Source organism: Paenibacillus sp. FSL R5-0378, from assembly GCF_038009285.1.
In the GTDB taxonomy this organism is placed as follows: Bacteria; Bacillota; Bacilli; order Paenibacillales; family Paenibacillaceae; genus Paenibacillus_AQ; species Paenibacillus_AQ favisporus.
Window position 1 is genome coordinate 4483771 of the sequence record NZ_JBBPAY010000001.1, and the last position, 26091, is coordinate 4509861.

Below are 26091 nucleotides of genomic sequence, written 5' to 3' on the forward strand. Positions count from 1 at the left end.
GACGGATGAAAATCATTTTGATTTCGCTGGATACGCTTCGCGCTTCCCGGTTAACCGGGTATGGTTACACCAAGCCGACAAGTCCGCATATGGACCGGATCGCCGCCCAGGGCGTTCTCTTCGAACGGGCGTATGCCGCGGATATTCCGACGGAAGTGGCGCATACCGGGATCTTCACGGGCAAAATCGGACTCACAACAGGCGTTGTATCGCATGGTTCCGAGCTTGCTCACCTGCCGAAGTCGGTGCCATGGCTGCCGACAATGCTGCGAAGCGCCGGATTCACGACCTCGGCGGTAGACAATTTGTATCAATTGAAGGAATGGTTCGCCAGAGGTTACCGCTATTATACGAACAGCGTCGGCGGCAACCGCTGGATCGACGGCGTGACGGTCAACGAGCTGGCATTCCCGTGGATTGAGGCGCATCGGGAGGAGAATTTTTTTCTGTTCCTCCATTACTGGGATGCTCACACGCCTTATTTGCCGCCGGCAGACTATATTCCCGAATTTTACGACAGCGGCCGTGATCCCTATGATCCGGCCAACCGCAGCATGGAGCGGGCGTATAATCACCCGGCATATCCGTTTTTTAAACACCACCACTACGATTTGGTCGGACCGGTAACGGACAGTGCTTATTATGATGCGCTCTACGACGCAGAAATCCGGTATTTAGACGACCGGTTGAAGGAGCTGGACGACCATCTGGAGAAACTGGGAATTGCCGAGGATACCCTGCTGATTCTATTCGGGGATCATGGGGAAAGCCTGACGGAGCACGATATATACTGGGACCACTGCGGATTGTACGAACCGACCGTCCATGTCCCACTCATCATGCGATGGCCGGGCAGAATTCCATCCGGAAAGAGAGTGCATGGGCTGGTTCAGCAGGTAGATCTGCTGCCGACCGTTCTGGAGTCGATCCGTCAAGAGCACCCTTCACATATTAACCTTGCTCCGCTAACTGATCCTATCGGGTTGGACGGCAAAAGTTTATGGCCGGCGATTCGAGGAGGAGCCGAAGGAACGGCGGAGAAAATATTTTTGAGCGAATGCGCCTGGCAGGCAGCCAGAGCCATTCGGACATCGAGGTACAAGTTCATCCGAACGTACGATTCGGGGCCGTTCACCCGTCCGCCAAGGGAACTGTATGATCTGATCGCCGACCCCGCCGAAAAAGACAATCTGGCGGATCAGCTTCCGGAGCTCGCCGATCAATTCGAACAGGAAATCGGCGAATGGGTCAGCAGCAAGCTCGGCGGCCGCGAGGATCCGATGATCCGGCAGCTCGTCGAGGCAGGGCTGCCGTTCCGGAGACGGATCGAGCAAATTCTGTCCGCTTCCGGCATGAGCTGGGACGAATGGCAGCGGGATCCGCGGCGGGAGCGGTTTGATCAGGCAGCTTCGTCCTGCCATTAATGGCTAACGGTCAGAAGGAGGTGCTGCTGTGTGCAGGAAATTCTCAATAGCCGGGGCTACATGAAGGAAGAATTTCCGTTCTGGATCACACGGACCGAGCAGGGATCGCTTGCCGAGCATGGGCATGAATTCGTCGAGCTCGTCTACGTTGTGAAGGGAAAAGGGAGTCATATCTTTCAAGGAACGCGTTATGACATCCGGGCAGGGGACGTGTTCATTATCAACCCGGGCGAGATACATGCCTATGACGTGGAACAAGGAGAGAAGATGGAAATCATCAACTGTCTGTTCATGCCGTCCTTCATTTCGGACGCCCTGCTCAGGGAGCTGGAGATTACCACTTCGATGGATTACTTCTATGTGCATCCTTTCCTGAAGCATGACGTCCGCTTCAATCATCATTTAAACCTGCTCGGACAGGAAGCGGCTTCCGTCCTTACGCTGCTTGACAGCATGATCCGGGAAATCGGAGCGCGTGTCCTGGGGCATACGACGGTGATCAAGCTTCAGCTGGTGGAGCTGCTGGTGCTCCTCTCTCGATATTACGCGCTTATGCACAGCCGTAAAAGCTATGCTTCGCCGCGCCAGCTGGACCGGGTGATGACAGCCCGCCGGATCTACGGTTATTTGGAGCGCAGCTTCGATAAAAAAATTACGCTCCAATCCCTTTCCGGTTTATTTAACGTCAGTACCCGCCAGCTTAACCGCATCATGAGGGAAGAATTCCACAAGAGCGTATTCGACGTCCTCCATGAAATCCGGATTGAACGGGCCAAGCGGATGCTGGCCGAATCGGACGAGAAGGTGATTGCCGTGGCCGCCAGCGTCGGCTATGACGATCCGTCGTTCTTCAGCAGGCTCTTCGTGCGGCATGCCGGCTGCTCACCGAGCGAGTTCAGGAGCGGTGCACATGCGTAATCAGCGTCCCAATGTACTGCTGATCACCGCGGACCAGCTTCGGTACGACTGCGTGGGCTACAGTGGTAGGCATCCGGTCCGCACGCCGAATTTGGACCGGCTCGCTGCAGGCGGCGCGGCGTTCTCGCATGCGTACTCCGCCCTGCCGGTCTGCTGCCCGGCGCGGCAGTCCCTGCTTCATGGCAGCCGGCCGGAAACGTTTGGCGCCTTGTGGAACTACAGCGGGGCGCTTCCTGTTGCGGCGCTGCCTCCTGACGCCTACACCTGGGCGAGGACGCTTGCAGAGAACGGGTATTCCTGTGCCTTCATGGGGAAATGGGGTGTGAATCCCGATTACGATGCGACGGCCTACGGATATCATTCGTATCTCGGTGAAGCGGAGTACGACGAATATGCCAAGAAAAAGTACCCGGACGTGCATTTTACAAACGGATACTTCGGCGAGAGTAATCCCATTCCGCTGGAGGACGCAAAGACGCATTGGTTTGCAGACCGTGCAGCCGGGGAACTAGAACGCCTTCAATCCAGCGGGAAGCCTTGGCACATGGCGCTGCATTTCTCAGAACCGCACCTGCCGTGCAGGCCGTCCGCGCCGTTTGCCGACATGTACGACCCTGCAGGCGTGCCGGAATGGGAAGGATTCAGGGATACACTGGCGGGCAAGCCGTACATCCAGCGGCAGCAGCAGCTCAGCTGGGGCGTGGAGCATTTTACATGGGATGACTGGGCGCCCATTGTTGCCCGGTACTACGGATTGATCAGTCAGCTTGACGATGCCATCGGCAAGGTACTGGATGTGCTGGAACGCACGGGGGCCGCAGAGAATACCATAGTCATCTTTACCGCAGACCACGGTGACATGTGCGGCTCGCATGGCATGATGGATAAGCACTATATTTTATATGACGACGTCGTTCGGGTGCCGCTCATCATTCGCTGGTCCGGCGTTCGGCATCCCGGGCAAACCTGCGATGATTTCGTGTATAATTTTCTGGATCTGCCTCCGACGTTTCTGTCCATCCTGGGACTTGAGTTATGTAACCCCGGCCATTTGCAGGGGAGATCACTGCTTCCGCTTCTTGCCGGAAAGGGACTGACTGAGCCGTGGCGGGACGCGGTTGTATCCACATACAACGGTCAGCAGTTCGGCCTGTATACGCAGCGTATGATCCGGACCAGGCAGTGGAAATACATCTGGAATCCAACGGATATCGACGAATTGTATCAGCTGCAATCTGATCCCGGCGAGCTGAATAATGTCGTCAGCGAAGCGGAGCATGTCGGCATCCTGCAAGAACTTCGCTCTCGGCTGTATCATCGGCTAAAGGCGGACGGGGATGCGCTCGTCTCGAACCAGTGGATGCAGAGGCAGCTGCTGGGCGGGGCCAAGCTGAACGATTAGCATCGGATGACCCCATCGGCTCAAGATTAGCTTATGTTCTTCATACTCCCAATGAAAAGACCTGCACATCTCAGGTCGGTCATTCGGGAGCTTTTTGCGTTCCCCAAATAAATTCTGCCGCCCGTTTAAGCTTGCCCATTCAACAACTCCCCTGGAATGGCCGGTCGGATATTATTCATCGCACGCTCTTTGGCCTCATCCAATACGTGGGTGTAGATCTGGGTCGTGGAAATATCCTCATGGCCAAGCAGCTCTTGAACCGTCCGCAGGTCGGCTCCGTTGTGCAGCAAATCCGTAGCGAAAGAGTGTCTCAGCTTATGGGCGGACAGCGTTCTTCCCGATAAATGCGGATACTTTTCGAACAGGGCTTGAAAGGTTTTTTCCGCGATACTCTGTACCATTCGTTTGCTGATACGGCGCCGGAATTGGGAAATAAAAAAGGCCGTTTCCTTGGTATTCCGGGGAGGGATCCGCTCGCTCAGACATGTTTGCAGTAAGTTGGTCATTTCGGCAGGGAGGGGGATGTAGCGCCATTTCCCGCCTTTTCCGAGCACACCGATGTTGTTCCCTTCCTGATCGAAGTCCGAAATGTTTAACTTCACGATCTCACTGACACGAAGTCCCGCATAGGCCATCAGGGCGACGATCGAAACGTCCCGAATCATATATCTTCCTTCAACCAGTCCCAGGCATGCATCGAGAAACTGCTTTTGAAGATACACAGGTTGTTTTTTCTTCTCGACCTTTGCTTTTTCAATATTCATCGCCGGATTATGGTCCGTTAACTTGAATCGAATCATGACTTTATAAAAGAGGCGGATGGCCGACTGGCACCGGTTGCGGTACCGGGCGCCGGCGCCGCTCTCACGCACACGGGTCAGGAAATACATCACATCAATCTCTGAAACTTCCGAAACGGCTTTGCCGTCCAGCGACGTCAAAAAATGCTTGAGATCATGAAAATAAGCATTCTGCGTTTCTTGTGAATATTCACGATCCTTCATATAGGAAACAAACAGCTTCGTTTCGCGTTCATATTGCTCAAAAACTTCCGTATATTTCATCAGCTTGGCACCCACCTGATCGATTTAAAGATAAATTGCATTAAATATAGATTTAATGCAATTTTAGTATAACAAAAAACGCTGTGAATTAGGGTGCTTTTGGCACAAATAAACGGGGGACCGGATTTTAGGCCGATTCAGGGTCTGTCGTACCTTTTACAATTATTTTCTTGTCCAAATCAAGCTGAAGGATCACCAGGTGATGATAAGAAAAACGTCTATCGACGTACCTTCAAACAAGACAGACCGCGTTTAGCTGAAGTTTTTCTTGCGATTATAGAATGGTTCAGCTTCGCTGAAATTTATAAATTCTATAATCTTAAAAAATCTCTTTAGCGTTCATATGAACCGTTATATAATGTTCTTATTAGTTTATATCAATCCAATCAAGTTCATTTGATACTCTGAAATGGGGAGAGAACGATGATGCCGACAATCAAGCTCGAGTTATTGAATCGTCAAGATGAAGTGAGGACGGAGGAGTACAGCGATTCGCAAACGATGCATGTCCATTTGATAGAACGGGAAGAAGAAGGGTTTACGCATCTGGCCTGCCAGCGTGTGGAGTACGCCGAGGGCGACAAGTTTAGAGTCACGATGGAACAGCCGGATTCGTATATCGTGGTTCAGATGGATGAGACGCTCAATCCGTCTTTCATTTATGTCAAGGGAACCACATGGGAATACGAGATTCCGCTGGCGTACAAACGAGCGTATCCCGAGAACGCTTTTGCCGGATCGAAGCATTATGTTACTGCCCGGTATGCGACGGAGAATGAGATCAGCCAGTACCGTAATCTGGCCTTAAACCCTCATGACCAGAAGCACGACTCTGGCGCTTTCCCGCATGCTCATGCGAATGTCGAAACCCGAAATGACCCGACCTTCTTTGCCCGCAACGCCATCGACGGCGTCTATGCCAATTACAGCCACGGTTCTTACCCGTATCAATCCTGGGGAATTAACCAGCAGCCGGATGCCGAGCTGACACTGGATTTCGGTCGTAAGGTGCAGCTTGACCGGCTGGGCCTTGTATTGCGCGGCGATTTTCCGCATGACAGCTGGTGGAAAGAAGTCACGGTTGCTTTTTCCGACGGGTCAGAGGAGCAGCTCCATCCTGCAAAAATCCGCAGCATCCAATACTTTGACATCTCTCCCCGCACGGTCCAATGGCTGGTGCTCAAGCGCTTGATCAAAGGCGATGAGACGCCGTTTCCGGCCCTGACGCAGATTGAGGCATACGGCAGAAATATATAGGCAACACCTTTTGATGGGTAAGCATCGTTTACCGGGCAAGCCGCCGTTATTCCCTGCATATCCTTTTACGCTGAAGAACTTAGCCTATATAATGGAGACAGATCGTCTTGGCGAAAGGAAGGTGCTCCTGTGCGGGAAACCTGTGTTCCGGGCGGCGTTAAGCTCAAAGACACCGGATTTGGATATACACTGTCCTTAATCGGCGGCAAATACAAAATGATCATCATGTATTGGTTGTCCGAACATCAAGTGATGCGTTTTAATGAACTCCAGCGGAGTATCGGAACCATTTCCTTTAAAACACTTAGCGTCATGTTAAAAGAGATGGAGGCGGACGGTCTGGTCTTACGCAAGGAATTTCCTCAGGTTCCCCCCAAGGTCGAATATTCGTTGTCCGAACGGGGTCTTTCCCTCATCCCTGTGCTGAATCTGATGTGCGAGTGGGGGGAGGAAAACTTTGTTCCTGGATTTGAGGCTGTTCAGCGATAGGCATCCCGTAATTCGGCTCATTAGAAGAAGTATTTCCCGTACAGGGAGATACTTCTTTTTTAATGGCCACATCCATTTGCCGGTTTAGAGGGAGTCGATAAATTTCAAATAGTTCCGCGCGCTTTGTTCCAGTTCGTCCACAGGCTGATCGGCTTCCGCGCCCGGCACATTTTCACCTGGCTCGCTCTCCGTACCGTAGAATGCAAAAACCGAACGATAATCCGCATTGCAGTACCGGAAGGTCGTTTCAAACGGAACCAATATTTGCTCCAGTGTATAACGGTACCTGCCTGTTTCGCTGTAATCCGCTTTTTTGATCCCTGCAGAGACGCCAAGAGCGACTTTGCGGTTCTTTAGCTTGTCGCCACCGTTCGAACCATAAGCCCAGCCGTATGCCAGCACTTCGTCCAGCCATTGTTTCAGGAGAGGCGGACAGTTGAACCACTGGATTGGAAACTGCAGCATCAAATGGTCATGCGTTTCCACCAAACGCTGCTCTTTTTCCACATCAATGGATTGGTCAGGATAAGCTTTGTACAAGTCATGGACCGTGTATTTTTCCGGGTATTTATGGAGCTCTTGGACCCACCGTTTATTAATGACAGACGTTTCAATGCTTGGATGCGATACGATCACTAAGGTTTTCATCGGATTGATCCTCCTTTGCTCGATAATGACTTCGTATTGAGTATAAAAAATACCCCGCCACGCTGTAAGTACGCACTTTTAGTACAGGTACTAACATCATGGTAAGTGTGAACCGCGTCGAACAGAGCCTTTAAACGACTTACGTCAACGTACCCAAGCTGGATGACCGATACAGGCATGAAACGGAATTGACAGAGGCCGGATAAATCTATACAATAATATTGTTTCATATGAATAAATAATTGAGAGTATCGGAAGCATTTTAACTGTTACAATCAAATTATTTTTTTATCCGAAACATACATTTATCTCTTTAAAAGGAACGATCGATTCTGAAATGATCATCTTTCCATGAATAGCCTAAAAGCAGAACGATGAGCATTCCTTTCACGTACATTTATTGTTTCGAATGAAACATATGGTTTTAATCAACTCATAACAACGAGCCGGGATGCAGTACTTGGAACCGACGAGTGATTCGCGAGGCTGTAATGCGTTGGTCAGGAGTGGAGAATCACATCATAGGCGGTTTTCAAGTCTGAATGAACAGGAGGGGTCGAATCATGGAATGGGCGAAAATCATCCAAGAGCGCAGAAGCATCCGCAGGTTTAAATCCTCCCCCGAGGTGGATCAGGAACTTGTGCGGGAGCTGCTCCGCGAAGCGCAGGGCTTATATCCTTATCCTTCCGGCGAGGCTTCAAGTTACCGGTACGTATATGCAGGAACGGCGGAATCCAGGGAACGTCTTGCTGCCTGCATGCTTGAGCCCTTGGTGAAGAACAAACTGGTCAAATGGCTGCCGGAAAAAATTCGGGATTTTTTCCGAAAAAGAGTAACGGAAATACCCGGTCATTTGGCTGTTATTGCCAGCACGAATGAGGACAGAAGGACAAATGACATGAATTACGCTGCAGTTTGCGGGATCATGCAAAACTTCCAGCTGCTTGCCTGGCAGCGGCAGCTTGGCACCCTATGGGACACGGAGCCGATGATGTAGAGCCGGGAGTTATTCCACCTTTTCCAGATGAAACCAACGGAGAAACTGGTGGGAATATTACACCTCGGCTATTTTGACAAAATACCGAAAGCGAGAGCCAGGACACGCGCAGAAAAGAAATGGACGATCATATCGGGATAAGGAGGCGAACCCATGAACATCACCGGTATCACAAATACAGGACATACGTTAAACTACAGCAATCGGCCAGTTCCTGAAATTCATGTCCTGGATCTGTTAAATGGGGCCGTATGGGCTCCGAACGACGGACTGCGGGAGCCGTGGCGTTTTATATTTATCGGGTCAGGCAGCACAGACATCATGGCCGGATTACAGGAGGAGGCGCCGGCTTATTTGATCCTGGTGATTAAAGAAGAGCGCGATCTTCATAAAAGGGAAGAAGATTTCGCGGCCGCATGCTGCCTCGTGCAAAACCTTCACCTGCTCGTGCAGGAGAGCAATCTCCACGTCCGAATGACGATGAACGACTGGATTTATGATCGAGCATCCGCCCATCGTTTTGGTGTTCACCAAGAGGAGCGGATCGTCGCCGTTCTGGAATTGGGTTATTTGGAGCAACCAATAGATCCGGTAACCGCTGCTCATTCACCGGATCTTAACTTTGAGTTACTGTGATTGGTAAATGTTCAAGCTTCATAACCTTTTTCGCTCCTGATGCGTCTAATTGGGGGGAATGTTCTAAGGAGTACGTCAAAGATCCAAATCCTTCTCGCGTCCCTTACGGAAAGCATGTTTTCCGATAAGGGACGTTTTTATTTCGGACCGATGTCACATTCGGCAGCATCCCAAACGTTATACAGGGTGAGGATGGGACAACAAGGGAGGTGATGCCATGAAATACCTCAACCCCGGGGAAGAGTCGACACAACCTATCGAGAGCGTCGTAGAAAGCGTCAAACAAGGAGATAAGCAGGCATTTGCCGACATCATCCGTACGTTTGAGCGTCAGATTTATACGTATTGTTATTACATTTTGAAGAACCGTGAGGAAGCGGAGGATGCGCTGCAGGAAATTTTCATCAAGGTGTATCAATCCATCCATAAATATGAGCACCAGGTTTCCTTCTCCTCATGGTTATATAAAGTTGCTTACTACCATTGCATGGATATGGCCAGAAAGAAGAGCCGGCAAAAGAAGACGTTATCTCTCCAGAAAGAGATTCGGCAGTTGGAGAATCAGCACCAAAAGGACAGCGTACCAGAGGTGGAAGAGCTGCTGATGAGTTTGAAGCCTGAAGAAAGGCATCTCGTGCTTCTGCGGGCAGTGGAGCAGTACAGCTTCGAAGAGATCGGACAGATTATGGACTGCAAACCGGCAACCCTGCGTAAAAAGTTCGAACGCGTCCGGAAAAAACTGATTCTGCAAAAGAAGATCAAAGGAGGGGTAACCCATGAACGAATGGTCAGATCTAACTGAAGAAGAGCTGATGGCGCATTTGCGGAGAACGGTTAAGCAAAAGGAAATGCCGCAAGAAAGCTACGCCAATCAAATTATGGAGAGGCTGAATGAGATGAGTAGATCCAGCAGAAGCGAACGTATCGGAAGAGGAACCTGGAAGAAAAAGACGGCGATTAGCGTAACAGCTGCAGCTATGCTTGGAGGCGTGGTAATGGGAAGTGGCTTCGTATCCCCAGTTATGGCGGATGCCTTAAAAAACGTGCCGTGGATCGGCAGTGTGTTCCAATACAATTCGGACAGCACTTTGCAGAAGGCCAGCACTACAGGACTGACAACTGCACCGAACTTGAGTGTAACGAGAGACGGGGTGACGCTCAGCATTAAAGAGGTGATGTTTGATGGAACCCGGCTTGCGTTCGCTATTGAACGTCAGGGCGTGGACGACGATACGATGCTCTCCCCTTATCCACCGGCAGGGGCGAAGGATGAGAAGGGGAACCTGATCCAAACCGTTCCATTGGAACAGCAGAAAAAAGGGTATATCTACATGCCGGAAGTCAACATCCAAGGTCACAGCAAATTTTTCGGTATGTTCACGGACGCTGTAGGCAAAACGGAAGATGGCCATTTGATTCGAAACATGGCCATGTATGAATTGACGAAAGGATTGACCGAACTAAACCTGCCCGAAGCGTTTGATATGTCCGTAAAACTGAACGTCACCGGCATACAGGAACCGTTTGAATTCGTCGTTCCTGTCAAAAACCTGGCGAAAGGAGCCGTCGTCCTTCATCCGGACCAAACGCAAAGCAGCGGCGGTTTCAGCTATACGGTCAAGCAGGTGGATCTGACGCCGATAACGACACGACTCGTACTGGACAGCAAAGGCAGCGTTCCTGTGACATCAGAGCAAACAGGAGATTTAAGCCCGAGCAAAATGTATTACGACATCGTGGATCAGGATGGAAATCCGGTGAAGCAGAACATGATCGGATACTTCAACAGCAGCCCGGGTACTGAATATCATGAAGATGAGGCTTACAAGCCGTTTGACAAAACACCGACCTCCATTACGATCAAGCCTTATACATTGACTGTGAAAAAGGATTGGACCATCGTTTCCGACAGTAAGGGGGAACCGCTTAAAACTTATCATAAAGATCTCGAGATGACGATTCCGGTCGTCCAGTAACAAGCCAATTAAAAAAGGTTATAAACTCTGCAAAAAAAGAGCTCTTATTCCATCTCGAACAGGAATGGGGAGCTCTTTTTTTGATAGGCTATTTTAGCTGGCCGATGGACAAATTGACCTTATAATTGCCGAACTGAACCATCTCGCCCAGAAGGTCATTGAGGTCCATAGGAGTTGGCACCTGCACCCGAAGGAGATAGCAGCCTTCACCGCTGATCCGGTGTGCCTCCACGATGGACTGGGTACGCTGGATGTAATGCTGGAACGAAGCATGCGTATCCGCGGATTTCATAAAGACCGTAATAAAAGCACTGACCTGGAGTCCGAGCTTGCCCGGATTGCACCGCAGCGTATAACCCTCGATCACCTCCAGATCCTGGAGCTTCCGGATGCGGGCACCCACCGCCTGACCGGTGAGATGTACCTTTTCTCCGATCTCCTTGTTGGACTGGAGAGAATTTTCCACCAGCAGCTGCAATATTTTAAGGTCGATCTCATCGATATCTTGTTTGCTCATCTTGCCCTTCACTCCTTTCACCGTGAAAATATAGCTGCCAATATCGTTTCGCCAGGCTATGTAAAGAACACGTTTTCCTGTTTTATACTGATATCGTGAATAACAGAATCATAAACCAAACCGGGAGTGAATGGAAATGAAAATTCAATTGATCCGCAATGCCACATTGTTTATTGAATATGCCGGTGTAACTCTTCTCGTCGATCCGATGTTCAGCGAGAAGGAGGCCAACCCGCCGGTAATCAATACCGCCAACGAACTGCGCAACCCGCGGGTACCCCTGCCAGTGGAGGTGGATAAGCTCGTGCAGCCGGATGCGCTGCTGGTCACCCACCGGCATCCTGATCACTGGGATGAGCCTGCCCAAAAGCAAATCAGCAAGGAGACGGCGGTATTCTGCCAGCCGGAGGACGAAGGCGAGATCCGGGCAGCCGGATTTGCCCGCACGACGCCGGTCGAAAGAAGCGTTACATTTCAGGGAATCACCTTGACCCGAACCGGAGGTCAGCACGGAACGGGAGAAATCGGGAAACAAATGGGGCCCGTGTGCGGCTTTGTCCTTCAAGCCGAAGGCGAGCCGACGGTCTACATTGCAGGCGATACGATATGGTGCCGTGATGTTGAAGAGGCGTTTGATGCCTACCAGCCGGATCTGACGATCGTTAATGCCGGCGGTGCCCGCTTCGTGACGGGGGATCCGATCATTATGGATGAGAATGACGTGCTTGCTCTTCTGCGTCATCAACCGGATACGCAGGTGGCTGCCGTTCACATGGAAGCGATCAATCACTGCTTTGTAACAAGGGATGACCTGAGAGATGTGATAGAAAAGTCGGGATACAGCAGCAGGGTAATCATTCCGGAAGATGGGGAAGTGTTTGCAGATTAAAAAAATATTTATTTTTGGATTTTTTAAAGAGGATGCCGGGGACGGACAGCGAAAGATACAGCATACCGTTTGAAAGCGAGGGATCATTGGCTCAATGAATCAGAATCAAGTATTTCAGACCAGGCTTCTCAGCTCGTTATCCAAAGTATTTCCGGATGGACAGGGAACCGAACATCCCGTGACCGGCGGGTCGATGCTCAGCAACGAAACGTATGCTTTTCAAGCCGCTTACCGGACGGAAGGCCCGGTGAATGATCTCAGGGTCATCGTAGATGCTCCGGCCGCACTGCCGGTAACGGTACGCCGCGTTGGCCTCGTGCCGTCCGGACTTCCTGTATATCCGGATCACGATGAACATGTCCTGCGTGCAGAGCCGGGACTATTTCCGGATCCACTGTACCCGCTGGATGAAGAACAAACGATTCCGGCCGTACCGGGAGAGTGGCAAAGTGTGTGGATTACGCTTCAGCCGAATGGTCAGACGCCGGCGGGCAGCTATCCGATCACCGTCCGTTTTGCATCCGGGGATGGGGAAGTTGCCGGAGTGGAGACTTTTCAGCTGGAACTGATTCCTGAGGATCTGCCTCCCCAGAAACTGATACATACCGAATGGTTCCATACCGACTGCCTGGCGACCTATTACAAGCTGGACGTATTCAGCGAAGAGCACTGGCAGGTGATCGGTCAATATATGGATACGGCCGTGAAGCATGGCATGAACATGATTCTGACGCCCGTCTTTACGCCGCCGCTGGACACCGAGGTCGGCGGGGAGCGGCCGACGGTACAGCTTGTGGATGTGACCGTCACGGGAGAAGACCAATACGCGTTCGGCTTTGACCGGCTCGCAAGATGGGTTGAGCTGTGCGATGAGAAGGGCATCCGCTATTTTGAATTTTCCCATTTGTTCACGCAATGGGGCGCGAAGCATGCACCGAAGATTATGGCATCCGTAGACGGAAATCTACAGAAGATTTTCGGATGGGAGACCGATGCCACCGGTGAAACGTATCGTTTGTTCCTGGAGCAGTTTGTTCCGGCGCTAACGGAATGGATTCATGCCAATAACCTGTCGGAACGAAGCTATTTCCACATTTCCGATGAGCCCGGGGCGGATCACCTGGAGTCTTATGGCTATGCGAGCAAGCTGCTGGGCGGTCTGCTGCAAGGATTCCCGATCATCGACGCCCTGTCGGACTATGATTTCTTCGAAAATGGTTTGGTGAAAACGCCTATTCCGGCCAGTAACCATATCGAGCCGTTTCTGGAGCATAACGTCCAGCCACTCTGGACGTACTATTGCTGTTCCCAATATAAAGAGGTGGCTAACCGCTTCATGTGCTTCCCTTCGGCCCGCAACCGGATTCTGGGTTACCAGCTGTACAAATTTGACGCCGCCGGATTTTTACATTGGGGTTATAACTTCTATTATTCGCAATACTCCAAAGGCGAGATTGACCCATACGAGACGACCGATGCCGGCAAAGCTTTTCCGTCAGGCGATCCGTTTATCGTGTATCCGGGACCTGGCGGCGTGCCGGTCGAATCGATCCGGCTTGAGGTCATGAACGAAGCGCTGCAGGATTTGCGTGCACTCCAGCTGCTCGAATCGAAAATCGGCAGGGAGAATGTGCTGAAGGCGTTGGAGGAAGATTTGCCCGAGCCGATCACGTTCAGCCGCTACCCGCGTGAAGAGGAATGGCTGATCGCCAAGCGCGAATGGGTGAACCGGAAGATTAAAGAAGCTTTAGCTTCGGCAAACGTCTGAGCTGCCGCGTTGTTCCTTTGAACACCGCTTCATACACGACAAGACAAGGAAAAAGCATTCGTCAGGCCGGTGGTGGACCGGCTGACGAATGCTTTTGTTTTTTTAAATATGGGGCTTCATCATGTCCAACGAGCCGTTAAACCAGCACCTTGCGAAACTCGCGGGTGAGGAGCGGCACGACCTCGAACAGGTCCCCGACGATACTGTAATCCGCCACTTTGAAAATCGGCGCTTCGGGATCCTTATTGATCGCGATGATAACCCGCGACTGGCTCATCCCCGCCAAATGCTGGATCGCGCCGCTGATGCCGCAGGCGATATAGATCTCCGGCGTCACGACCTTGCCGGTCTGGCCAATCTGCATCGAATAGTCGCAGTAGCCTGCATCGCACGCCGCCCGGGAAGCGCCCACCGCGCCGTTCAGCACATCCGCCAGCTCTTCGAGCGGCTTGAACCCTTCGGCACTCTTGACGCCGCGGCCGCCCGAAACGATAATTTTCGCTTCGGTCAGGTCGACCTTGCCCGACGTCTTGCGGACGATGTCCTTTACGATCGAGCGGAGGGAGCCGGAAGGGGCGTAATCGATCTCGATGATCTCCCCAGGCGAAGATACGCTTGGTGCTGGGGACAGATTGTTCGGGCGGATCGTCACGACCTGTGGGCCGCCGGTGAACGACTTTTGCTCGAATGCTTTACCTGCGTAGATCGGGCGGGTGTAGACCGCTTCGCCGCCGTTCTGCTCGATCGCCGTCACGTCTGAAATTTGTCCGGCACCCAAATGGGCAGCGATTTTCGGCGCAAGATCCCGGCCCAGTGCCGTATGGCCAAGGATGACCACGTCAGGCGTCACCTGTTCAAACACGCTTTGCACGGCATCAAAATAAGCCTCAGCGTTGTAGATTTCCAGCTCGGGATGATCCACGGCGTAGACCCGGCCATCCACATAGCCCGCCAGATCTGCTGCGAGGGTCGTAATTTGCGACCCGATTAACACGGCAGCGACGGCGTCTCCTTCATTTTTGGCAATGGAGGCCGCCTGAAGCGCTTCCAACGATACCTGACGCAGGCTGCCACCGCGGACCTCGGCTACGACCACAAACGTTTTACTCATTCGGGATTCCTCCTTTTATGAATTTCTTCAAATCAGCTTGGCTTCGGTACGCAGCAGCTGGACCAGATCCGCGGCCTGCTGGGCAAGGTCTCCCTTCAGGATTTGCCCGGCCTTGCGTTCAGGCGGCAGGGCGAGGGAGAGGCGGTTCGTCTTGGCGGCCACATCCGCTTCGCTCAGGCCAAGATCGCCAAGCCCGAGACGCTGGAACGGCTTCTTCTTCGCCTTCATAATGCCGGGCAGCGACGGATACCGCGGCTCGTTAAGCCCCTGCTGCGCGGTGAATACCGCAGGAAGTGCGACCTCCAGCGATTCGGTATCGCCTTCGGCGTCCCGCTGCACGGATGCTTTTCCGCCGGCAATGTCCAGCTTCGTGATCGAGGAAGTGTGAGGCAGGCCCAGCAGGTGGGCTACTCTTACAGCGACCTGACCCCCGCCGGAATCTACAGAGAAGTTGCCGCCGAGAATGAGGTCTACGGACTGCTGGCCGAAATAGGCCGCCAGTGCTGTGGCGATGCTGAACTCGTCGCCGGGAATACTGTCGCCGTCAATAAGTACGGCTTCATCGGCGCCCATGGCCAGTGCCGTTCTCAGCGCCTCGGCCGTGCGCTCCGGTCCCACTGAGACGACGGTTACGGTACCGCCGTGCGCATCCCGCTGCAACAACGCTTCTTCTACCGCATATTCGTCGTACGGATTGATGACGTACTTGACCCCGTCGTCGGAAATCTGTCCATTCGAAATGACGATTCGTTCCTCCGTGTCGAAGGTTTGCTTCAGCATAACGTAGATATTCATGCGGACAAGCTCCTCTCTCAAACGCGTTATTTTAAACCTTTTAAGAAAAACTCAACTGTCTTATCCACCTGAGCGGAAAGGGAATACTTTCGGCCGGAGATAAGCCAGGAGGTGACCACTTCATCCATCGCCCCAAAAATCAGCAGGCGTGTCAGTTTGACATCGAGGTCTGCGCGAAACGATTTCTCGGCAATCCCCTGTTCAATGATATGCTCGATCAGCTGAATGTAGGGCTTGACGACAAGCCCGATGGCTTTGCGCAGCTCTAGCGAGCTCTGACGCAGCTCGATCTGTGTCACATAAGCCAGATTGATGTTGTTTTCGAGCTCGGTAAAGTGAATTTCGCAAACTTTGCGGAGGGCTTCATCAGCGGTATTCGTTTCCTTAACGCTGCTGTTGAACATGGAGACCAGATTGCCGAGACGGGCTTGAAACAGAGAAATAAGGATATCTTCCTTGTTTTTAAAATATAAATAAATCGTACCGTCCGCGACGCCTGCCTCCTTGGCGATCCTCGAAATCTGGGAGCCGTGATAGCCGTTCTCCGCGATTACTTTTAAGGCTGCATCCAAAATCAACTCATATTTTTCCAATTTTCTACTTGTCATCAGGCCACCCCGGTGTTAGAATTCAAATAACTGAATGAATCCTCATTCATTTTTCTTAATCTTATGGGAAACAGTGCCAGTTGTCAATGTTTTCAAAGTAAGATTTTATTTTTAAACAAGCTTTGTAACCGCTTACGAAATGTAACCCGTCACCAAACTTAGGTGAATACGAAGAAAGGACGGATGACAAATGGTGTGGCCTATCGTCAATTTACTGCTGTTTCTCGCTGTGACCGGGTACGGTATTTATTTGTTCTGCCAAGCGGTGTATCACAGACTGCTGTACGTGAAGCTCGGCAAGCCGGTGGATTTCCGGAAGCAGCGTGAAGGCAGATGGGGCGAGTTCCTGGGACAGGTGTTCGGCCAGAAAAAGCTGCTGAAGGACCGGAAGAGCGGCATTATGCACGTGGTGATCTTTTACGGCTTCATCATCCTTCAGTTCGGCGCGCTGGATCTCATTATTAAAGGACTGACAGACGGCGGTCACCTACCGCTTCCCGCGTACGACGTATTCGGTCTGCTTCAGGAGATCACGGTGTTTCTGGTCCTTGTAGCGATGGGATATGCCGCTTACCGCCGGTATGGCGAGAAGCTTGCGCGCCTCAAGAAAGGGTGGAAGCCGAGCATTGTCGTGTTCTTTATCTTCTCCCTGATGCTGTCTGTGCTGCTGTCGCTTACCTTCGAAAGAATCCGGCTCGACCTCGAGCCATCCGCTTACGCACCTATATCCTCAGCGATTGCGGCCATTTTCACCGGCATGTCCGGAACGGCGGCATCCGTATTGTTCTACATCTTTTGGTGGGCCCATTTGCTTATTCTGCTATCTTTTCTCGTCTATGTTCCTCAATCGAAGCATTTTCACCTCATGACCGCACCGGTCAATATTTGGCTGGGCCGCTCCGAGCCTGTCGGCAAGCTGAGCAAGCTTGACCTTGAAGATGAAGAAGCCGAGTCGTTCGGCGTCGGCAGGATCGAAGATTTTACGCAAAAACAGATGATCGACTTCTACGCTTGTGTGGAATGCGGCCGCTGCACGAACGTCTGCCCGGCTTCCAATACCGGCAAGGTACTATCGCCGATGCATCTTATTACTAAACTACGCGATCACTTGACGGAAAAGGGTACAGCCGTTACGGGTAAGTCGCCGTATGTTCCCGAATATGCTTTTGCCGGGAGTGGAGCGCATGCATTGGATGCAGCCGTGTCCGAAACCCATCCCGATTGGTCATCAGCGGACGGCGTGACGGATATTCGCCCGACGCTGGCATGGCAGAAGGCCACCTGGACCCATCAGGACACAAGTCCGCAGGACATGAACTTGATCGGCGACGTCATGACCGAGGAGGAGATCTGGTCCTGCACCACCTGCCGCAACTGCGAGGATCAGTGCCCGGTCGGCAACGAGCATGTCGATAAAATCATCGATTTGCGCCGCCATCTCGTGCTGATGGAGGGAAGCATGCCGGCAGAGGGGCAGCGAGCCCTGCAAAATATCGAACGGCAAAGCAATCCCTGGGGATTGAACCGCAACGATCGGGCCAATTGGACCGGCGAGGTGGAAGGCATCCGGGTGCCGACCGTCAAGGACAATCCGCAGTTTGAATATTTGTTCTTCGTCGGATCGATGGGCTCATACGATCTGCGCAGCCGCAAAATCTCCAAGGCGTTTGCCCGCCTCTTGAACGAATCCGGCGTCAATTTCGCCATTCTCGGCAACGAGGAGAAAAATTCGGGGGATACGCCCCGCCGGATGGGCAACGAGATGCTGTTTCAGCAGCTGTGCATGGAGAACATTGCGCTTTTCGAAAAATACGGCGTCCAGAAAATCGTGACCGCCTGTCCGCACACCTTCAACACGTTCAAAAACGAATACCCCGAATTCGGGCTCGAAGGGGTGGAGGTCCTTCATCACTCCGAGCTGCTGGATCAGCTCCTCCGCGAAGGGAAGCTGAAACCCCAGTATGAAGTGAAGGAGCGGATCACTTATCACGACTCGTGTTATCTGGGACGCTATAACAACGTGTATGACCAACCGCGCAGCGTCCTCCGGGCCATTCCCGGCGTGGAGCTCGTTGAAATGAAGCGCACGCGGGAAAATGCGATGTGCTGCGGCGCCGGGGGCGGCATGATGTGGATGGAGGAGACGTCCGGCAAACGGGTGAACCTTGCCCGCACAGAGCAGGCGCTGGAAGTGAATCCAAGCATCATCAGCAGCGCCTGTCCTTACTGCCTGACCATGATGGAGGACGGGACGAAGATGAAGGAAGTGGAAGAGCGTGTGAAGGCAAAGGATATCGCCGAAATTTTGGAGCTGTCCGTGTTCGGGGATTCCGCTGCTCACAATAAAGGATTTGAAATGGAGGCAAGCACACAATGAACAAATCCATTCGCAAGGCAGCCGTCATCGGCTCAGGAATTATGGGTTCCGGCATTGCTGCACATCTGGCCAATGTCGGGATCCCGTGCTTACTGCTGGACGTCATTCCGACTCAGCTGACAGAGGAAGAGACGAAGAAGGGGTTGACGCTGGAACATCCGGCGGTACGCAGTCGTCTTGCAACTTCAGCCATTGAGAAGCTCAGCAAGATCAAGCCGGCTCCGCTGTATGATCCTGCGTTTGCTTCCCGCATTACGCCGGGTAACCTCGAAGATCATCTGCCGCAAATTTCAGGCGTCGACTGGGTCATCGAAGTGGTGGTCGAGAATCTGGAAGTGAAGCAGCAGCTCCTGAAACGTGTAGAGGAGCATTGGAAACCCGGTACGGTGGTCAGCTCGAACACGTCGGGCATCTCGATCAACGAGATGGCGGCCGAATGCGGCGAAGCGTTCAGAAAACACTTCCTGGGCACACATTTCTTTAATCCGCCCCGTTACATGAAGCTGCTTGAAATTATTCCCGGACGGGACACGGAGCCGGAGCTCGTGGCGCGTATGAAGGATTTTTGCGAAAGGGTGCTCGGCAAGGGCGTCGTCATCGCCAAGGATACGCCTAACTTTATTGCGAACCGGATCGGTACTTACGGCCTGCTTGTGACTCTGCAGGAAATGGTGGAGAAGGGCTTCACGGTGGAAGAGGTCGATGCGGTGACCGGACCGGCGATGGGGCGCCCGAAGAGCGCTACCTTCCGCACGCTGGATCTGGTGGGGCTCGACACGTTCGTTCATGTCGCGGATAACGTCCGGATGAACGTCGAGAATGAGCGCGAACAAGCGGTTTTCACTTCGCCGGACGTGCTGACGGGCATGGTGGCACGCGGCTGGCTCGGGGAGAAGAGCGGGCAGGGCTTCTATTTGAAGAAGAAAACGCCGGCCGGGAGCGAGATTTTATCCCTTGACCTGAAAACGCTGGAATACGTGCCGCAGATGAAGCCCAAATCGGCATCGTTGGAGGCCGCGAAAATGGCCAAGGGAGCCGGAGCGAAAACAAAGGCGCTCCTCGGGACGAAGGACCGCTACTCGGAACTGGCCTGGAACATTCTCAAGCAGGTGCTTGTCTATTCGGCCGAAAAGGTGGGCGAGATCGCCGATTCGGTCAAGGAAATCGACGATGCGATGAAATGGGGCTTCTCCTGGGAACTCGGGCCGTTTGAGACCTGGGACGCCATCGGCTTGGCCCGGTCCGTGGAGCGGATGGAAGCCGAAGGCTTGACCGTTCCCGCCTGGGTTAAAGAGTGGGTCGCTGCGGGACACAAGTCCTTTTACAAGCAGGAGGAGGGCCGGCTGTATTCGATTCATGTGGCGTCTGGCGCATACCGTGAGGTAGAACAGCCGGAAGAAGTCATCAATCTGCGCAGCCTGAAAGAGCAAAACAAGGTGGTGAAAGGAAACAGCGGCGCCAGCCTGATCGACATTGGAGACGGCGTCGCCTGCCTGGAATTTCATTCGCCCAACAATGCGATCGGCGAGGACATTCTCTCCATGATTACGCAGAGCATTGACGAGGTGCGCAGCAATTTCAGAGGACTCGTGATTGCGAACCAGGCACGCAATTTCTGTGTGGGAGCCAACATTATGCTGCTCCTCATGGAAGCACAGGACGAAGAATGGGACGAAATCAACGAAATCATCCGGAAATTCCAGTACACAATGTACGCGCTGAAGCGGTTTGAAAAGCCGGTCGTGGCCGCGCCGCACCGCATGTGCCTCGGCGGCGGGGTCGAATCCTGCATGCCGGCCGACCTGGTCATCGCAGCGCCGGAGACGTATTACGGTCTTGTCGAAGTCGGCGTCGGCCTGATTCCCGCCGGTGGAGGGTGCAAGGAACTGGCGCTGCGGGCAAGCCAAACGGCCGGTCTTCCGGATGCGGATCTGCAGCCGCACATCAACCACATTTTCCAAACCGTGGGGACGGCGACGGTATCGACGAGCGGCCACGATGCCAAGCGTCTCGGGTACCTGCGGCCAAGCGACCGTGTTGCGGTGAGTCAGGATGTTCAGATTTATCAGGCGAAGCAGGCAGTTCTCGGTCTGGATCGCAGCGGCTATGAGCCGATCCCGCAGGAGAAGATCCGGGTCGTCGGGGCGGAGGGTAAGGCCGTGCTTCAGCTTGGTGCGCTTGGCATGAAACAAAGCGGTTATATCAGCGACCACGATTACCTGATCGCCCGAAAACTGGCCCATGTACTCGCCGGCGGTGATGTCCCGGCAGGGACCCTTGTCAGTGAGGAGTATATGCTGGACCTCGAGCGCGAGGCTTTCTTGAGCCTGTGCGGCGAAACGAAGACGCAGCAGCGCATGCACCACATGTTAACCAAAGGTAAGGCGCTCCGCAACTAACATCCACGGGAGGGGATATTCCATGAAAGAAGCAGTCATTGTATCGATGGCGCGTACCGCAGTCGGCCGTGCCAAGAAAGGCAGCCTGGCACAGACACGGGCCGACGATCTCGGGAAAACGGTGCTGGAAGCCGTCGTTGAACGCGCGCCGGGCCTTAAAAAAGAAGACGTGGAGGACATCATCATCGGCTGCGCCATGCCGGAAGGCGAGCAGGGGCTTAATTTCGCCCGGATCATGTCGCTGTACGCCGGATTCCCGGTAACGGTGCCGGCGCTGACGATCAACCGGTTTTGCTCCTCCGGCCTTCAGTCAATCGCCTTCGCGGCGGAACGAGTCATGCTGGGGCATGCCGATATCCTGATCGCCGGGGGCGTGGAGAGCATGAGTCATGTGCCGATGACCGGTTTCAAGATGTCGCCGAATCCGAAGATTGTTGAGCAGATGCCGGAGGTCTACATCGCCATGGGACATACGGCGGAAGAGGTAGCCGATCGGTTCGGCATCAGCCGGGAAGATCAGGACCGGTTCGCTGCGAGATCGCACGCCAGGGCGGCGCAGGCGCTTGCGGAAGGCAAGTTCCAGGACGAAATCGTGCCGGTTCAGGCCGAACTGAAAAGCGTGGATGAGAAAGGCAAAGTGCAGACGAAAACCTTCGAATTCCGGGTGGACGAAGGCGTGCGGAGCGACACGACAGTGGAGGTGCTGGGCAAGCTGAAACCGGCGTTCAAGCTGAACGGATCAGTCACGGCGGGGAATGCGTCCCAGGTCAGCGACGGGGCTGCGGCGGTCGTTGTCATGAGCCGGGAAAAAGCCGAGGCGCTTGGCTTGCAGCCGCTTGCCACGTTCCGTTCCTTCGCGCTCAGCGGCGTCGAGCCCGAAATTATGGGCGTCGGTCCGGTCAAGGCGATTCCGAAGGCGCTGCAGATGGCCGGAATTACGCTGGAAGACGTGGATTTATTCGAAATCAACGAGGCGTTCGCCTCCCAGTGCGTCCACATTATCCGGGAGCTTGGCATCGATGAGGAGAAAGTGAACGTCAACGGCGGCGCGATTGCGCTTGGGCATCCGCTGGGCTGCACAGGCACGAAGCTGACGACGACCCTGATCAGCGAGCTGAAGCGGCGCGGCGGCGGTTACGGTGTGGTGTCCATGTGCATCGGCGGCGGCATGGGTGCCGCGGGCGTGTTTGAGGTTCATCCGTAAGCTGAAAACGTTCTACAGTGATTTGGTTTTTAACTTAAAAATTCATATCGCAAAGGAGACGGGAACGATGAGCACAACGATGAATAAGGTGATCGGCGGCAGTTATATCATTGAAGACACGGACTTTCACAGCATTGTGACCCCGGAAGATTTTACGGAAGAACACCGAATGATCGCCGAGACGACGGAGGATTTTGTAGCCGGTGAAGTGGTGCCCCATGACGAAGCGATTGAAAAACTGAATTATGAGCTTACGGTGGAGAAGATGCGTAAAGCCGGGGAACTCGGACTGCTCGGCGCCGACGTGCCGGAGGCCTATGGCGGGCTTGGTCTGGATAAGGTCAGTTCGACGCTGATCAGCGAGCGGCTGACCAAGGCATCCGCATTCGCTTTGTCGATCGGGGCCCATGTCGGCATCGGCACGCTGCCGATCGTCTATTTCGGCACTGAGGAGCAAAAGCAGAAATACCTGCCTGCTCTGGCAACCGGCGAGAAGATCGCCGCCTACTGCTTAACGGAGCCTTCCTCCGGTTCAGATGCGCTGGGGGCGAAAACGACAGCCACCTTATCCGAGGACGGTGAATATTATGTATTGAACGGCAGCAAGCAGTTTATCACGAATGCCGGTTTCGCTGACCTATTCATCGTGTACGCCAAAGTGGACGGCAAGGACTTCAGCACTTTTATCGTGGAGCGCACGATGGAAGGCGTCAGCATTGGACCGGAAGAGAAAAAAATGGGAATAAAAGGATCGTCCACCTGTCCGCTAATCCTGGAGGATGTGAAAGTGCCTGTAGAGAATCTGTTATGGGAAGTAGGCAAGGGGCATTTGATCGCCTTCAACATCCTGAACATCGGACGCTTCAAGCTGGCCGCCGGTTGTGTAGGCGCCTCCAAGGATACGATTGAACTGGCTGCCAAGTACGCGAACGAGCGCGCGCAGTTTGGCCGGAAAATCTCCACCTTCCCGCTGATCGGCAAGAAGCTGGCGGATATGAATACGAAAACGTACGCGCTCGAGAGCATGGTTTACCGCACGGCAGGTCTGTTCGATGTTGGCCTTGCCGAAGTGGATCACACCAGTCCGGAAGTGGGCTATCAATCGGCCAAAGCCATTGCCGAATATCAGCTCGAATGCTCGATTAACAAGGTGTTCGGTTCCGAAACGCTGGATTTCGTCGTCGACGAAGGCGTGCAAATCCATGGCGGATACGGCTTTATTCAAGAGTACCGGGTGGAGCGGAATTATCGGGATTCGCGGATCAACCGCATATTCGAAGGCACAAACGAAATCAACCGTCTGCTCATTCCGGGCACTTTGGTGAAACGGGCCATGAAGGGCCAGCTGCCGCTGATGCAAAAGGCCGTGGCGCTGCAGGCCGAGCTTCTGGAGCCGATTCCTCCGCAAACCTTCGAGGTAACGCTTGATCAGGAAGCCCATCTGATCAAGATGGCAAAGAAAATTTTCCTGATGGCCGGCGCCCAGGCCGTACAGAAATATCAATTGAAGCTCGAGGACGAACAGGAGATTCTGAGCCATCTGTCCGATATGATGATTTCCGTCTATGCGATGGAAAGTGCGCTGCTGCGTACGCAAAAAATCATCGACCGCTCCGGCGAAGACAAGGCTCGCCTGCCGATCCTGATGACGACCGTATTCGTTCATGACGAATTCAATAAAATCGAAACGTGGGCGAAGGAAGTGCTCGCTGCGATGGAATCGGGCGACACGCTCCGGACGCAGCTGTCCGTTCTGAAAAAGCTGACGAGAAAGTCGCCTGTCAATACGCTTGGATTGAAGCGTGAAATCGCTGAAAAGGTCATTGCCGCGGAAAAATACGTGCTGTAACAATTCGTGAGATGGGGTGGCCTGGATGTCGAGTAAACCTTGGTTAAATCAGTATCCTAGTGAGGTCCCGCACAGTTACGAGTATCCCAAGCAGAACGTTGCGCAATTTCTTGTGGATTCCGCTTCCCGATATCCAGAGCATATTGCTCTGGATTTCATGGGGAAGAAAATGACATTCCGATCCCTGCTGGTTTCGGTAAACCGGTTTGCGAACGCCCTGCTCCGGCTGGGTGTCCGCAAAGGGGACCGGATCGCCATCATGCTGCCTAACTGCCCGCAGGAGGTCATCGCGTATTACGGTGCGCTCCTTGCGGGCGGCGTGGTAGTCATGACGAACCCGCTGTACGTGCCGCGGGAAATTCAGCATCAGTTATCCGACGCTGACGTCCGCATCATCGTGACGTTGGATGCGCTGGTGCAGCGCGTGGAACAGGCGATGACCCACAGGCCGCTCAGCAAGCTGATCGTCACGTCGGTCAAAGACTATTTGCCTTTTCCGAAAAACATCCTATACCCTATTGCCGCCAAAAAAGACGGAACTCATGTCTCCGTCACCTATGACGATCGGATCGTATCCTTTACCCGCCTCATGAAACAATCAAGCAGCGACCCGGTCAAGGTAGACATCGATGCTGAACAGGACCTGGCGCTCATCCAGTATACCGGAGGAACGACCGGGTTCGCCAAAGGCGTCATGCTGACGCATATGAACCTGGTAGCCAATACGATTCAATCACAGCTGTGGTTTTACCGGGCACGGATCGGCCAGGAAAAATACTTGGCTGCGCTGCCTTTTTTCCATGTATTCGGGCTTACGGTGCTGCTTAATCAGGCAGTTTATAATGCCGGAACGCTCATCTTGGTTCCACGTTTTGAAATCAATCAGGTGCTGAAGATCATTGACCGGCGGAAGCCGACGGTGTTTCCCGGGGCGCCGACCATGTATATTGCGGTGATTCACCATCCTGAAGTGCACAAGTACGACCTATCTTCCATAAATATATGTATCAGCGGAGCGGCTCCGCTGCCCCTGGAGGTACAGGAGCGGTTCGAGGAGGTCACGCGCGGCAAGCTGATCGAAGGTTACGGACTGACCGAAGCGTCCCCGGTTACGCATGCCAACAACATATGGGAGAAACGCAAAAACGGCTCGATCGGTATTCCTTTACCGGATACCGAAGCCCGTGTTGTGCATCCCGAAACGGGTGAAGAGCTGCCGCTTGGCGAAATCGGCGAGCTGGTCGTCCGCGGCCCCCAGGTCATGAAGGGGTATTGGAACCGGCCGGGAGATACGGAGCGCACGCTCCGGGATGGCTGGCTGTACACCGGGGATTTGGCGAGGATGGACGATGAGGGCTTTTTTTACATTTTGGACCGGCGCAAAGACCTGATTATAGCCGGCGGTTATAACATCTACCCGCGGGAAATCGAGGAGGTGCTGTTCGAGCATCCGGATGTGGAGGAAGCCGTCGTGGCTGGCGTGAACGACCCTTACCGCGGCGAAAATGTAAAGGCTTACATTGTGCTCCGGAAAGGCTCGTCTGTTACCGAGCAGGAGCTGAAGCAGTGGTGCAAGGAACGGCTGGCTGTGTATAAAGTGCCCAAGATCTACGAGTTTCGCGAGTCGCTGCCCAAGACGCTGGTGGGCAAGGTGCTTCGCCGCAAACTGATCGAAGAAGAGAATGAGAAGCTGGTCAATCAATCGAAGGTCGACCTATAGGGGATGACACACGGCGACGCCAAATGAGAAGGAGGGCAAGGA

The 26091-nt window shown here is 53.4% G+C and carries 22 protein-coding genes; 16 read left to right on the top strand and 6 right to left on the bottom strand.

Annotated elements, in window-relative coordinates:
* Positions 1-5 precede the first annotated feature (5 nt).
* The 3 genes from MKY74_RS20770 to MKY74_RS20780 are packed head-to-tail and all read left to right on the top strand — an operon-like array spanning position 6 to position 3744.
* Complete coding sequence (locus tag MKY74_RS20770; RefSeq protein ID WP_076165452.1) at positions 6-1424, top strand: sulfatase family protein; 1419 nt, start codon at positions 6-8, stop codon at positions 1422-1424.
* Between the two features lie 30 nt (positions 1425-1454).
* Positions 1455-2342 (top strand): AraC family transcriptional regulator, encoded by an 888-nt coding sequence (locus tag MKY74_RS20775; protein ID WP_076165449.1) that lies wholly within the window; start codon positions 1455-1457, stop codon positions 2340-2342.
* Positions 2335-3744, top strand: a complete 1410-nt coding sequence (locus tag MKY74_RS20780; RefSeq protein ID WP_076165446.1) for a sulfatase-like hydrolase/transferase — start codon at positions 2335-2337, stop codon at positions 3742-3744. The genes MKY74_RS20775 and MKY74_RS20780 overlap by 8 nt, the downstream gene beginning before the upstream one ends.
* Before the next feature lie 125 nt (positions 3745-3869).
* Here MKY74_RS20780 and MKY74_RS20785 read toward each other — a convergent pair whose 3' ends face one another.
* The gene (locus MKY74_RS20785) at positions 3870-4808 is read right to left on the bottom strand and encodes a tyrosine-type recombinase/integrase (RefSeq protein ID WP_076165443.1); all 939 of its coding nucleotides are present in this window, start codon (positions 4806-4808) and stop codon (positions 3870-3872) included.
* Between the two features lie 423 nt (positions 4809-5231).
* Here MKY74_RS20785 and MKY74_RS20790 point away from each other — a divergent pair, with 423 nt between their 5' ends.
* Together MKY74_RS20790 and MKY74_RS20795 are read left to right on the top strand one after the other, a co-directional pair.
* On the top strand, positions 5232-6065 hold the full coding sequence (locus MKY74_RS20790; RefSeq protein ID WP_244169146.1) for a discoidin domain-containing protein: 834 nt from the start codon (positions 5232-5234) through the stop codon (positions 6063-6065).
* Positions 6066-6194: 129 nt separating this feature from the next.
* The gene (locus MKY74_RS20795) at positions 6195-6554 is read left to right on the top strand and encodes a winged helix-turn-helix transcriptional regulator (protein WP_076165438.1); all 360 of its coding nucleotides are present in this window, start codon (positions 6195-6197) and stop codon (positions 6552-6554) included.
* Positions 6555-6638: 84 nt separating this feature from the next.
* Here MKY74_RS20795 and MKY74_RS20800 read toward each other — a convergent pair whose 3' ends face one another.
* On the bottom strand, positions 6639-7202 hold the full coding sequence (locus MKY74_RS20800) for an NAD(P)H-dependent oxidoreductase (RefSeq protein ID WP_076165436.1): 564 nt from the start codon (positions 7200-7202) through the stop codon (positions 6639-6641).
* A gap of 563 nt (positions 7203-7765) precedes the next feature.
* On the opposite strand from MKY74_RS20800, the gene MKY74_RS20805 reads away from it, so the two are divergent.
* From MKY74_RS20805 to MKY74_RS20820, 4 genes are all read left to right on the top strand, one after another.
* Positions 7766-8200 (top strand): nitroreductase family protein, encoded by a 435-nt coding sequence (locus MKY74_RS20805; protein ID WP_244169145.1) that lies wholly within the window; start codon positions 7766-7768, stop codon positions 8198-8200.
* A 153-nt stretch (positions 8201-8353) separates the two neighbouring features.
* Complete coding sequence (locus MKY74_RS20810; RefSeq protein ID WP_076165433.1) at positions 8354-8836, top strand: hypothetical protein; 483 nt, start codon at positions 8354-8356, stop codon at positions 8834-8836.
* 217 nt (positions 8837-9053) lie between these two features.
* Entirely contained in the window at positions 9054-9638 is a 585-nt protein-coding gene (locus tag MKY74_RS20815; RefSeq protein ID WP_076165431.1) for an RNA polymerase sigma factor, read from the top strand.
* Positions 9613-10812 (top strand): DUF4179 domain-containing protein, encoded by a 1200-nt coding sequence (locus MKY74_RS20820; protein WP_076165428.1) that lies wholly within the window; start codon positions 9613-9615, stop codon positions 10810-10812. The genes MKY74_RS20815 and MKY74_RS20820 overlap by 26 nt, the downstream gene beginning before the upstream one ends.
* A gap of 88 nt (positions 10813-10900) precedes the next feature.
* Here the strand turns inward: MKY74_RS20820 and MKY74_RS20825 are convergent, their stop codons facing one another.
* A complete protein-coding gene (locus MKY74_RS20825) occupies positions 10901-11329 on the bottom strand; it encodes an Lrp/AsnC family transcriptional regulator (RefSeq protein WP_076165425.1) in 429 nt (142 codons plus the stop codon).
* A 136-nt stretch (positions 11330-11465) separates the two neighbouring features.
* Between MKY74_RS20825 and MKY74_RS20830 the strand changes: the two genes are divergently transcribed.
* Positions 11466-12218 (top strand): MBL fold metallo-hydrolase, encoded by a 753-nt coding sequence (locus MKY74_RS20830; protein WP_076165423.1) that lies wholly within the window; start codon positions 11466-11468, stop codon positions 12216-12218.
* A 94-nt stretch (positions 12219-12312) separates the two neighbouring features.
* Positions 12313-13986: a DUF4091 domain-containing protein gene (locus tag MKY74_RS20835; RefSeq protein WP_076165421.1), complete on the top strand. Its 1674-nt coding sequence runs from the start codon at positions 12313-12315 to the stop codon at positions 13984-13986.
* Between the two features lie 136 nt (positions 13987-14122).
* On the opposite strand, the gene MKY74_RS20840 is transcribed toward MKY74_RS20835, so the two are convergent.
* Genes MKY74_RS20840 through MKY74_RS20850 form a run of 3 tightly spaced genes read right to left on the bottom strand, consistent with a single transcriptional unit; the run spans position 14123 to position 16500 of the window.
* Positions 14123-15097 carry an electron transfer flavoprotein subunit alpha/FixB family protein gene (locus tag MKY74_RS20840; RefSeq protein WP_076165418.1) on the bottom strand — a complete coding sequence of 325 codons (975 nt, stop codon included), beginning with the start codon at positions 15095-15097 and terminating at the stop codon, positions 14123-14125.
* A 27-nt stretch (positions 15098-15124) separates the two neighbouring features.
* The gene (locus MKY74_RS20845) at positions 15125-15892 is read right to left on the bottom strand and encodes an electron transfer flavoprotein subunit beta/FixA family protein (protein WP_076165414.1); all 768 of its coding nucleotides are present in this window, start codon (positions 15890-15892) and stop codon (positions 15125-15127) included.
* A 26-nt stretch (positions 15893-15918) separates the two neighbouring features.
* Positions 15919-16500 carry a TetR/AcrR family transcriptional regulator gene (locus MKY74_RS20850; RefSeq protein ID WP_076165412.1) on the bottom strand — a complete coding sequence of 194 codons (582 nt, stop codon included), beginning with the start codon at positions 16498-16500 and terminating at the stop codon, positions 15919-15921.
* 190 nt (positions 16501-16690) lie between these two features.
* Between MKY74_RS20850 and MKY74_RS20855 the strand changes: the two genes are divergently transcribed.
* From MKY74_RS20855 to MKY74_RS20875, 5 genes are all read left to right on the top strand, one after another.
* Positions 16691-18877, top strand: a complete 2187-nt coding sequence (locus tag MKY74_RS20855) for a (Fe-S)-binding protein (RefSeq protein ID WP_076165410.1) — start codon at positions 16691-16693, stop codon at positions 18875-18877.
* Entirely contained in the window at positions 18874-21276 is a 2403-nt protein-coding gene (locus MKY74_RS20860; protein ID WP_076165409.1) for a 3-hydroxyacyl-CoA dehydrogenase/enoyl-CoA hydratase family protein, read from the top strand. The genes MKY74_RS20855 and MKY74_RS20860 overlap by 4 nt, the downstream gene beginning before the upstream one ends.
* Before the next feature lie 22 nt (positions 21277-21298).
* Positions 21299-22480, top strand: a complete 1182-nt coding sequence (locus MKY74_RS20865; RefSeq protein ID WP_076165407.1) for an acetyl-CoA C-acetyltransferase — start codon at positions 21299-21301, stop codon at positions 22478-22480.
* 67 nt (positions 22481-22547) lie between these two features.
* Entirely contained in the window at positions 22548-24329 is a 1782-nt protein-coding gene (locus MKY74_RS20870) for an acyl-CoA dehydrogenase family protein (protein ID WP_076165404.1), read from the top strand.
* Positions 24330-24354: 25 nt separating this feature from the next.
* Entirely contained in the window at positions 24355-26049 is a 1695-nt protein-coding gene (locus tag MKY74_RS20875) for a long-chain-fatty-acid--CoA ligase (protein WP_076165401.1), read from the top strand.
* Positions 26050-26091: the final 42 nt, after the last annotated feature.

What these genes read in the sequence shown, in the direction of transcription:
- MKY74_RS20815 (WP_076165431.1), top strand. Translation starts at nt 9,054, where the DNA reads ATGAAATACCTCAACCCCGGGGAAGAGTCGACACAACCTATCGAGAGC.
- MKY74_RS20850 (WP_076165412.1), bottom strand. Translation starts at nt 16,500, where the DNA reads ATGACAAGTAGAAAATTGGAAAAATATGAGTTGATTTTGGATGCAGCC.
- MKY74_RS20840 (WP_076165418.1), bottom strand. Translation starts at nt 15,097, where the DNA reads ATGAGTAAAACGTTTGTGGTCGTAGCCGAGGTCCGCGGTGGCAGCCTG.
- MKY74_RS20825 (WP_076165425.1), bottom strand. Translation starts at nt 11,329, where the DNA reads ATGAGCAAACAAGATATCGATGAGATCGACCTTAAAATATTGCAGCTG.
- MKY74_RS20875 (WP_076165401.1), top strand. Translation starts at nt 24,355, where the DNA reads ATGTCGAGTAAACCTTGGTTAAATCAGTATCCTAGTGAGGTCCCGCAC.
- MKY74_RS20830 (WP_076165423.1), top strand. Translation starts at nt 11,466, where the DNA reads ATGAAAATTCAATTGATCCGCAATGCCACATTGTTTATTGAATATGCC.
- MKY74_RS20855 (WP_076165410.1), top strand. Translation starts at nt 16,691, where the DNA reads ATGGTGTGGCCTATCGTCAATTTACTGCTGTTTCTCGCTGTGACCGGG.
- MKY74_RS20870 (WP_076165404.1), top strand. Translation starts at nt 22,548, where the DNA reads ATGAGCACAACGATGAATAAGGTGATCGGCGGCAGTTATATCATTGAA.
- MKY74_RS20805 (WP_244169145.1), top strand. Translation starts at nt 7,766, where the DNA reads ATGGAATGGGCGAAAATCATCCAAGAGCGCAGAAGCATCCGCAGGTTT.
- MKY74_RS20780 (WP_076165446.1), top strand. Translation starts at nt 2,335, where the DNA reads ATGCGTAATCAGCGTCCCAATGTACTGCTGATCACCGCGGACCAGCTT.
- MKY74_RS20800 (WP_076165436.1), bottom strand. Translation starts at nt 7,202, where the DNA reads ATGAAAACCTTAGTGATCGTATCGCATCCAAGCATTGAAACGTCTGTC.
- MKY74_RS20770 (WP_076165452.1), top strand. Translation starts at nt 6, where the DNA reads ATGAAAATCATTTTGATTTCGCTGGATACGCTTCGCGCTTCCCGGTTA.
- MKY74_RS20845 (WP_076165414.1), bottom strand. Translation starts at nt 15,892, where the DNA reads ATGAATATCTACGTTATGCTGAAGCAAACCTTCGACACGGAGGAACGA.
- MKY74_RS20860 (WP_076165409.1), top strand. Translation starts at nt 18,874, where the DNA reads ATGAACAAATCCATTCGCAAGGCAGCCGTCATCGGCTCAGGAATTATG.
- MKY74_RS20785 (WP_076165443.1), bottom strand. Translation starts at nt 4,808, where the DNA reads ATGAAATATACGGAAGTTTTTGAGCAATATGAACGCGAAACGAAGCTG.
- MKY74_RS20790 (WP_244169146.1), top strand. Translation starts at nt 5,232, where the DNA reads ATGATGCCGACAATCAAGCTCGAGTTATTGAATCGTCAAGATGAAGTG.
- MKY74_RS20810 (WP_076165433.1), top strand. Translation starts at nt 8,354, where the DNA reads ATGAACATCACCGGTATCACAAATACAGGACATACGTTAAACTACAGC.
- MKY74_RS20835 (WP_076165421.1), top strand. Translation starts at nt 12,313, where the DNA reads ATGAATCAGAATCAAGTATTTCAGACCAGGCTTCTCAGCTCGTTATCC.
- MKY74_RS20820 (WP_076165428.1), top strand. Translation starts at nt 9,613, where the DNA reads ATGAACGAATGGTCAGATCTAACTGAAGAAGAGCTGATGGCGCATTTG.
- MKY74_RS20865 (WP_076165407.1), top strand. Translation starts at nt 21,299, where the DNA reads ATGAAAGAAGCAGTCATTGTATCGATGGCGCGTACCGCAGTCGGCCGT.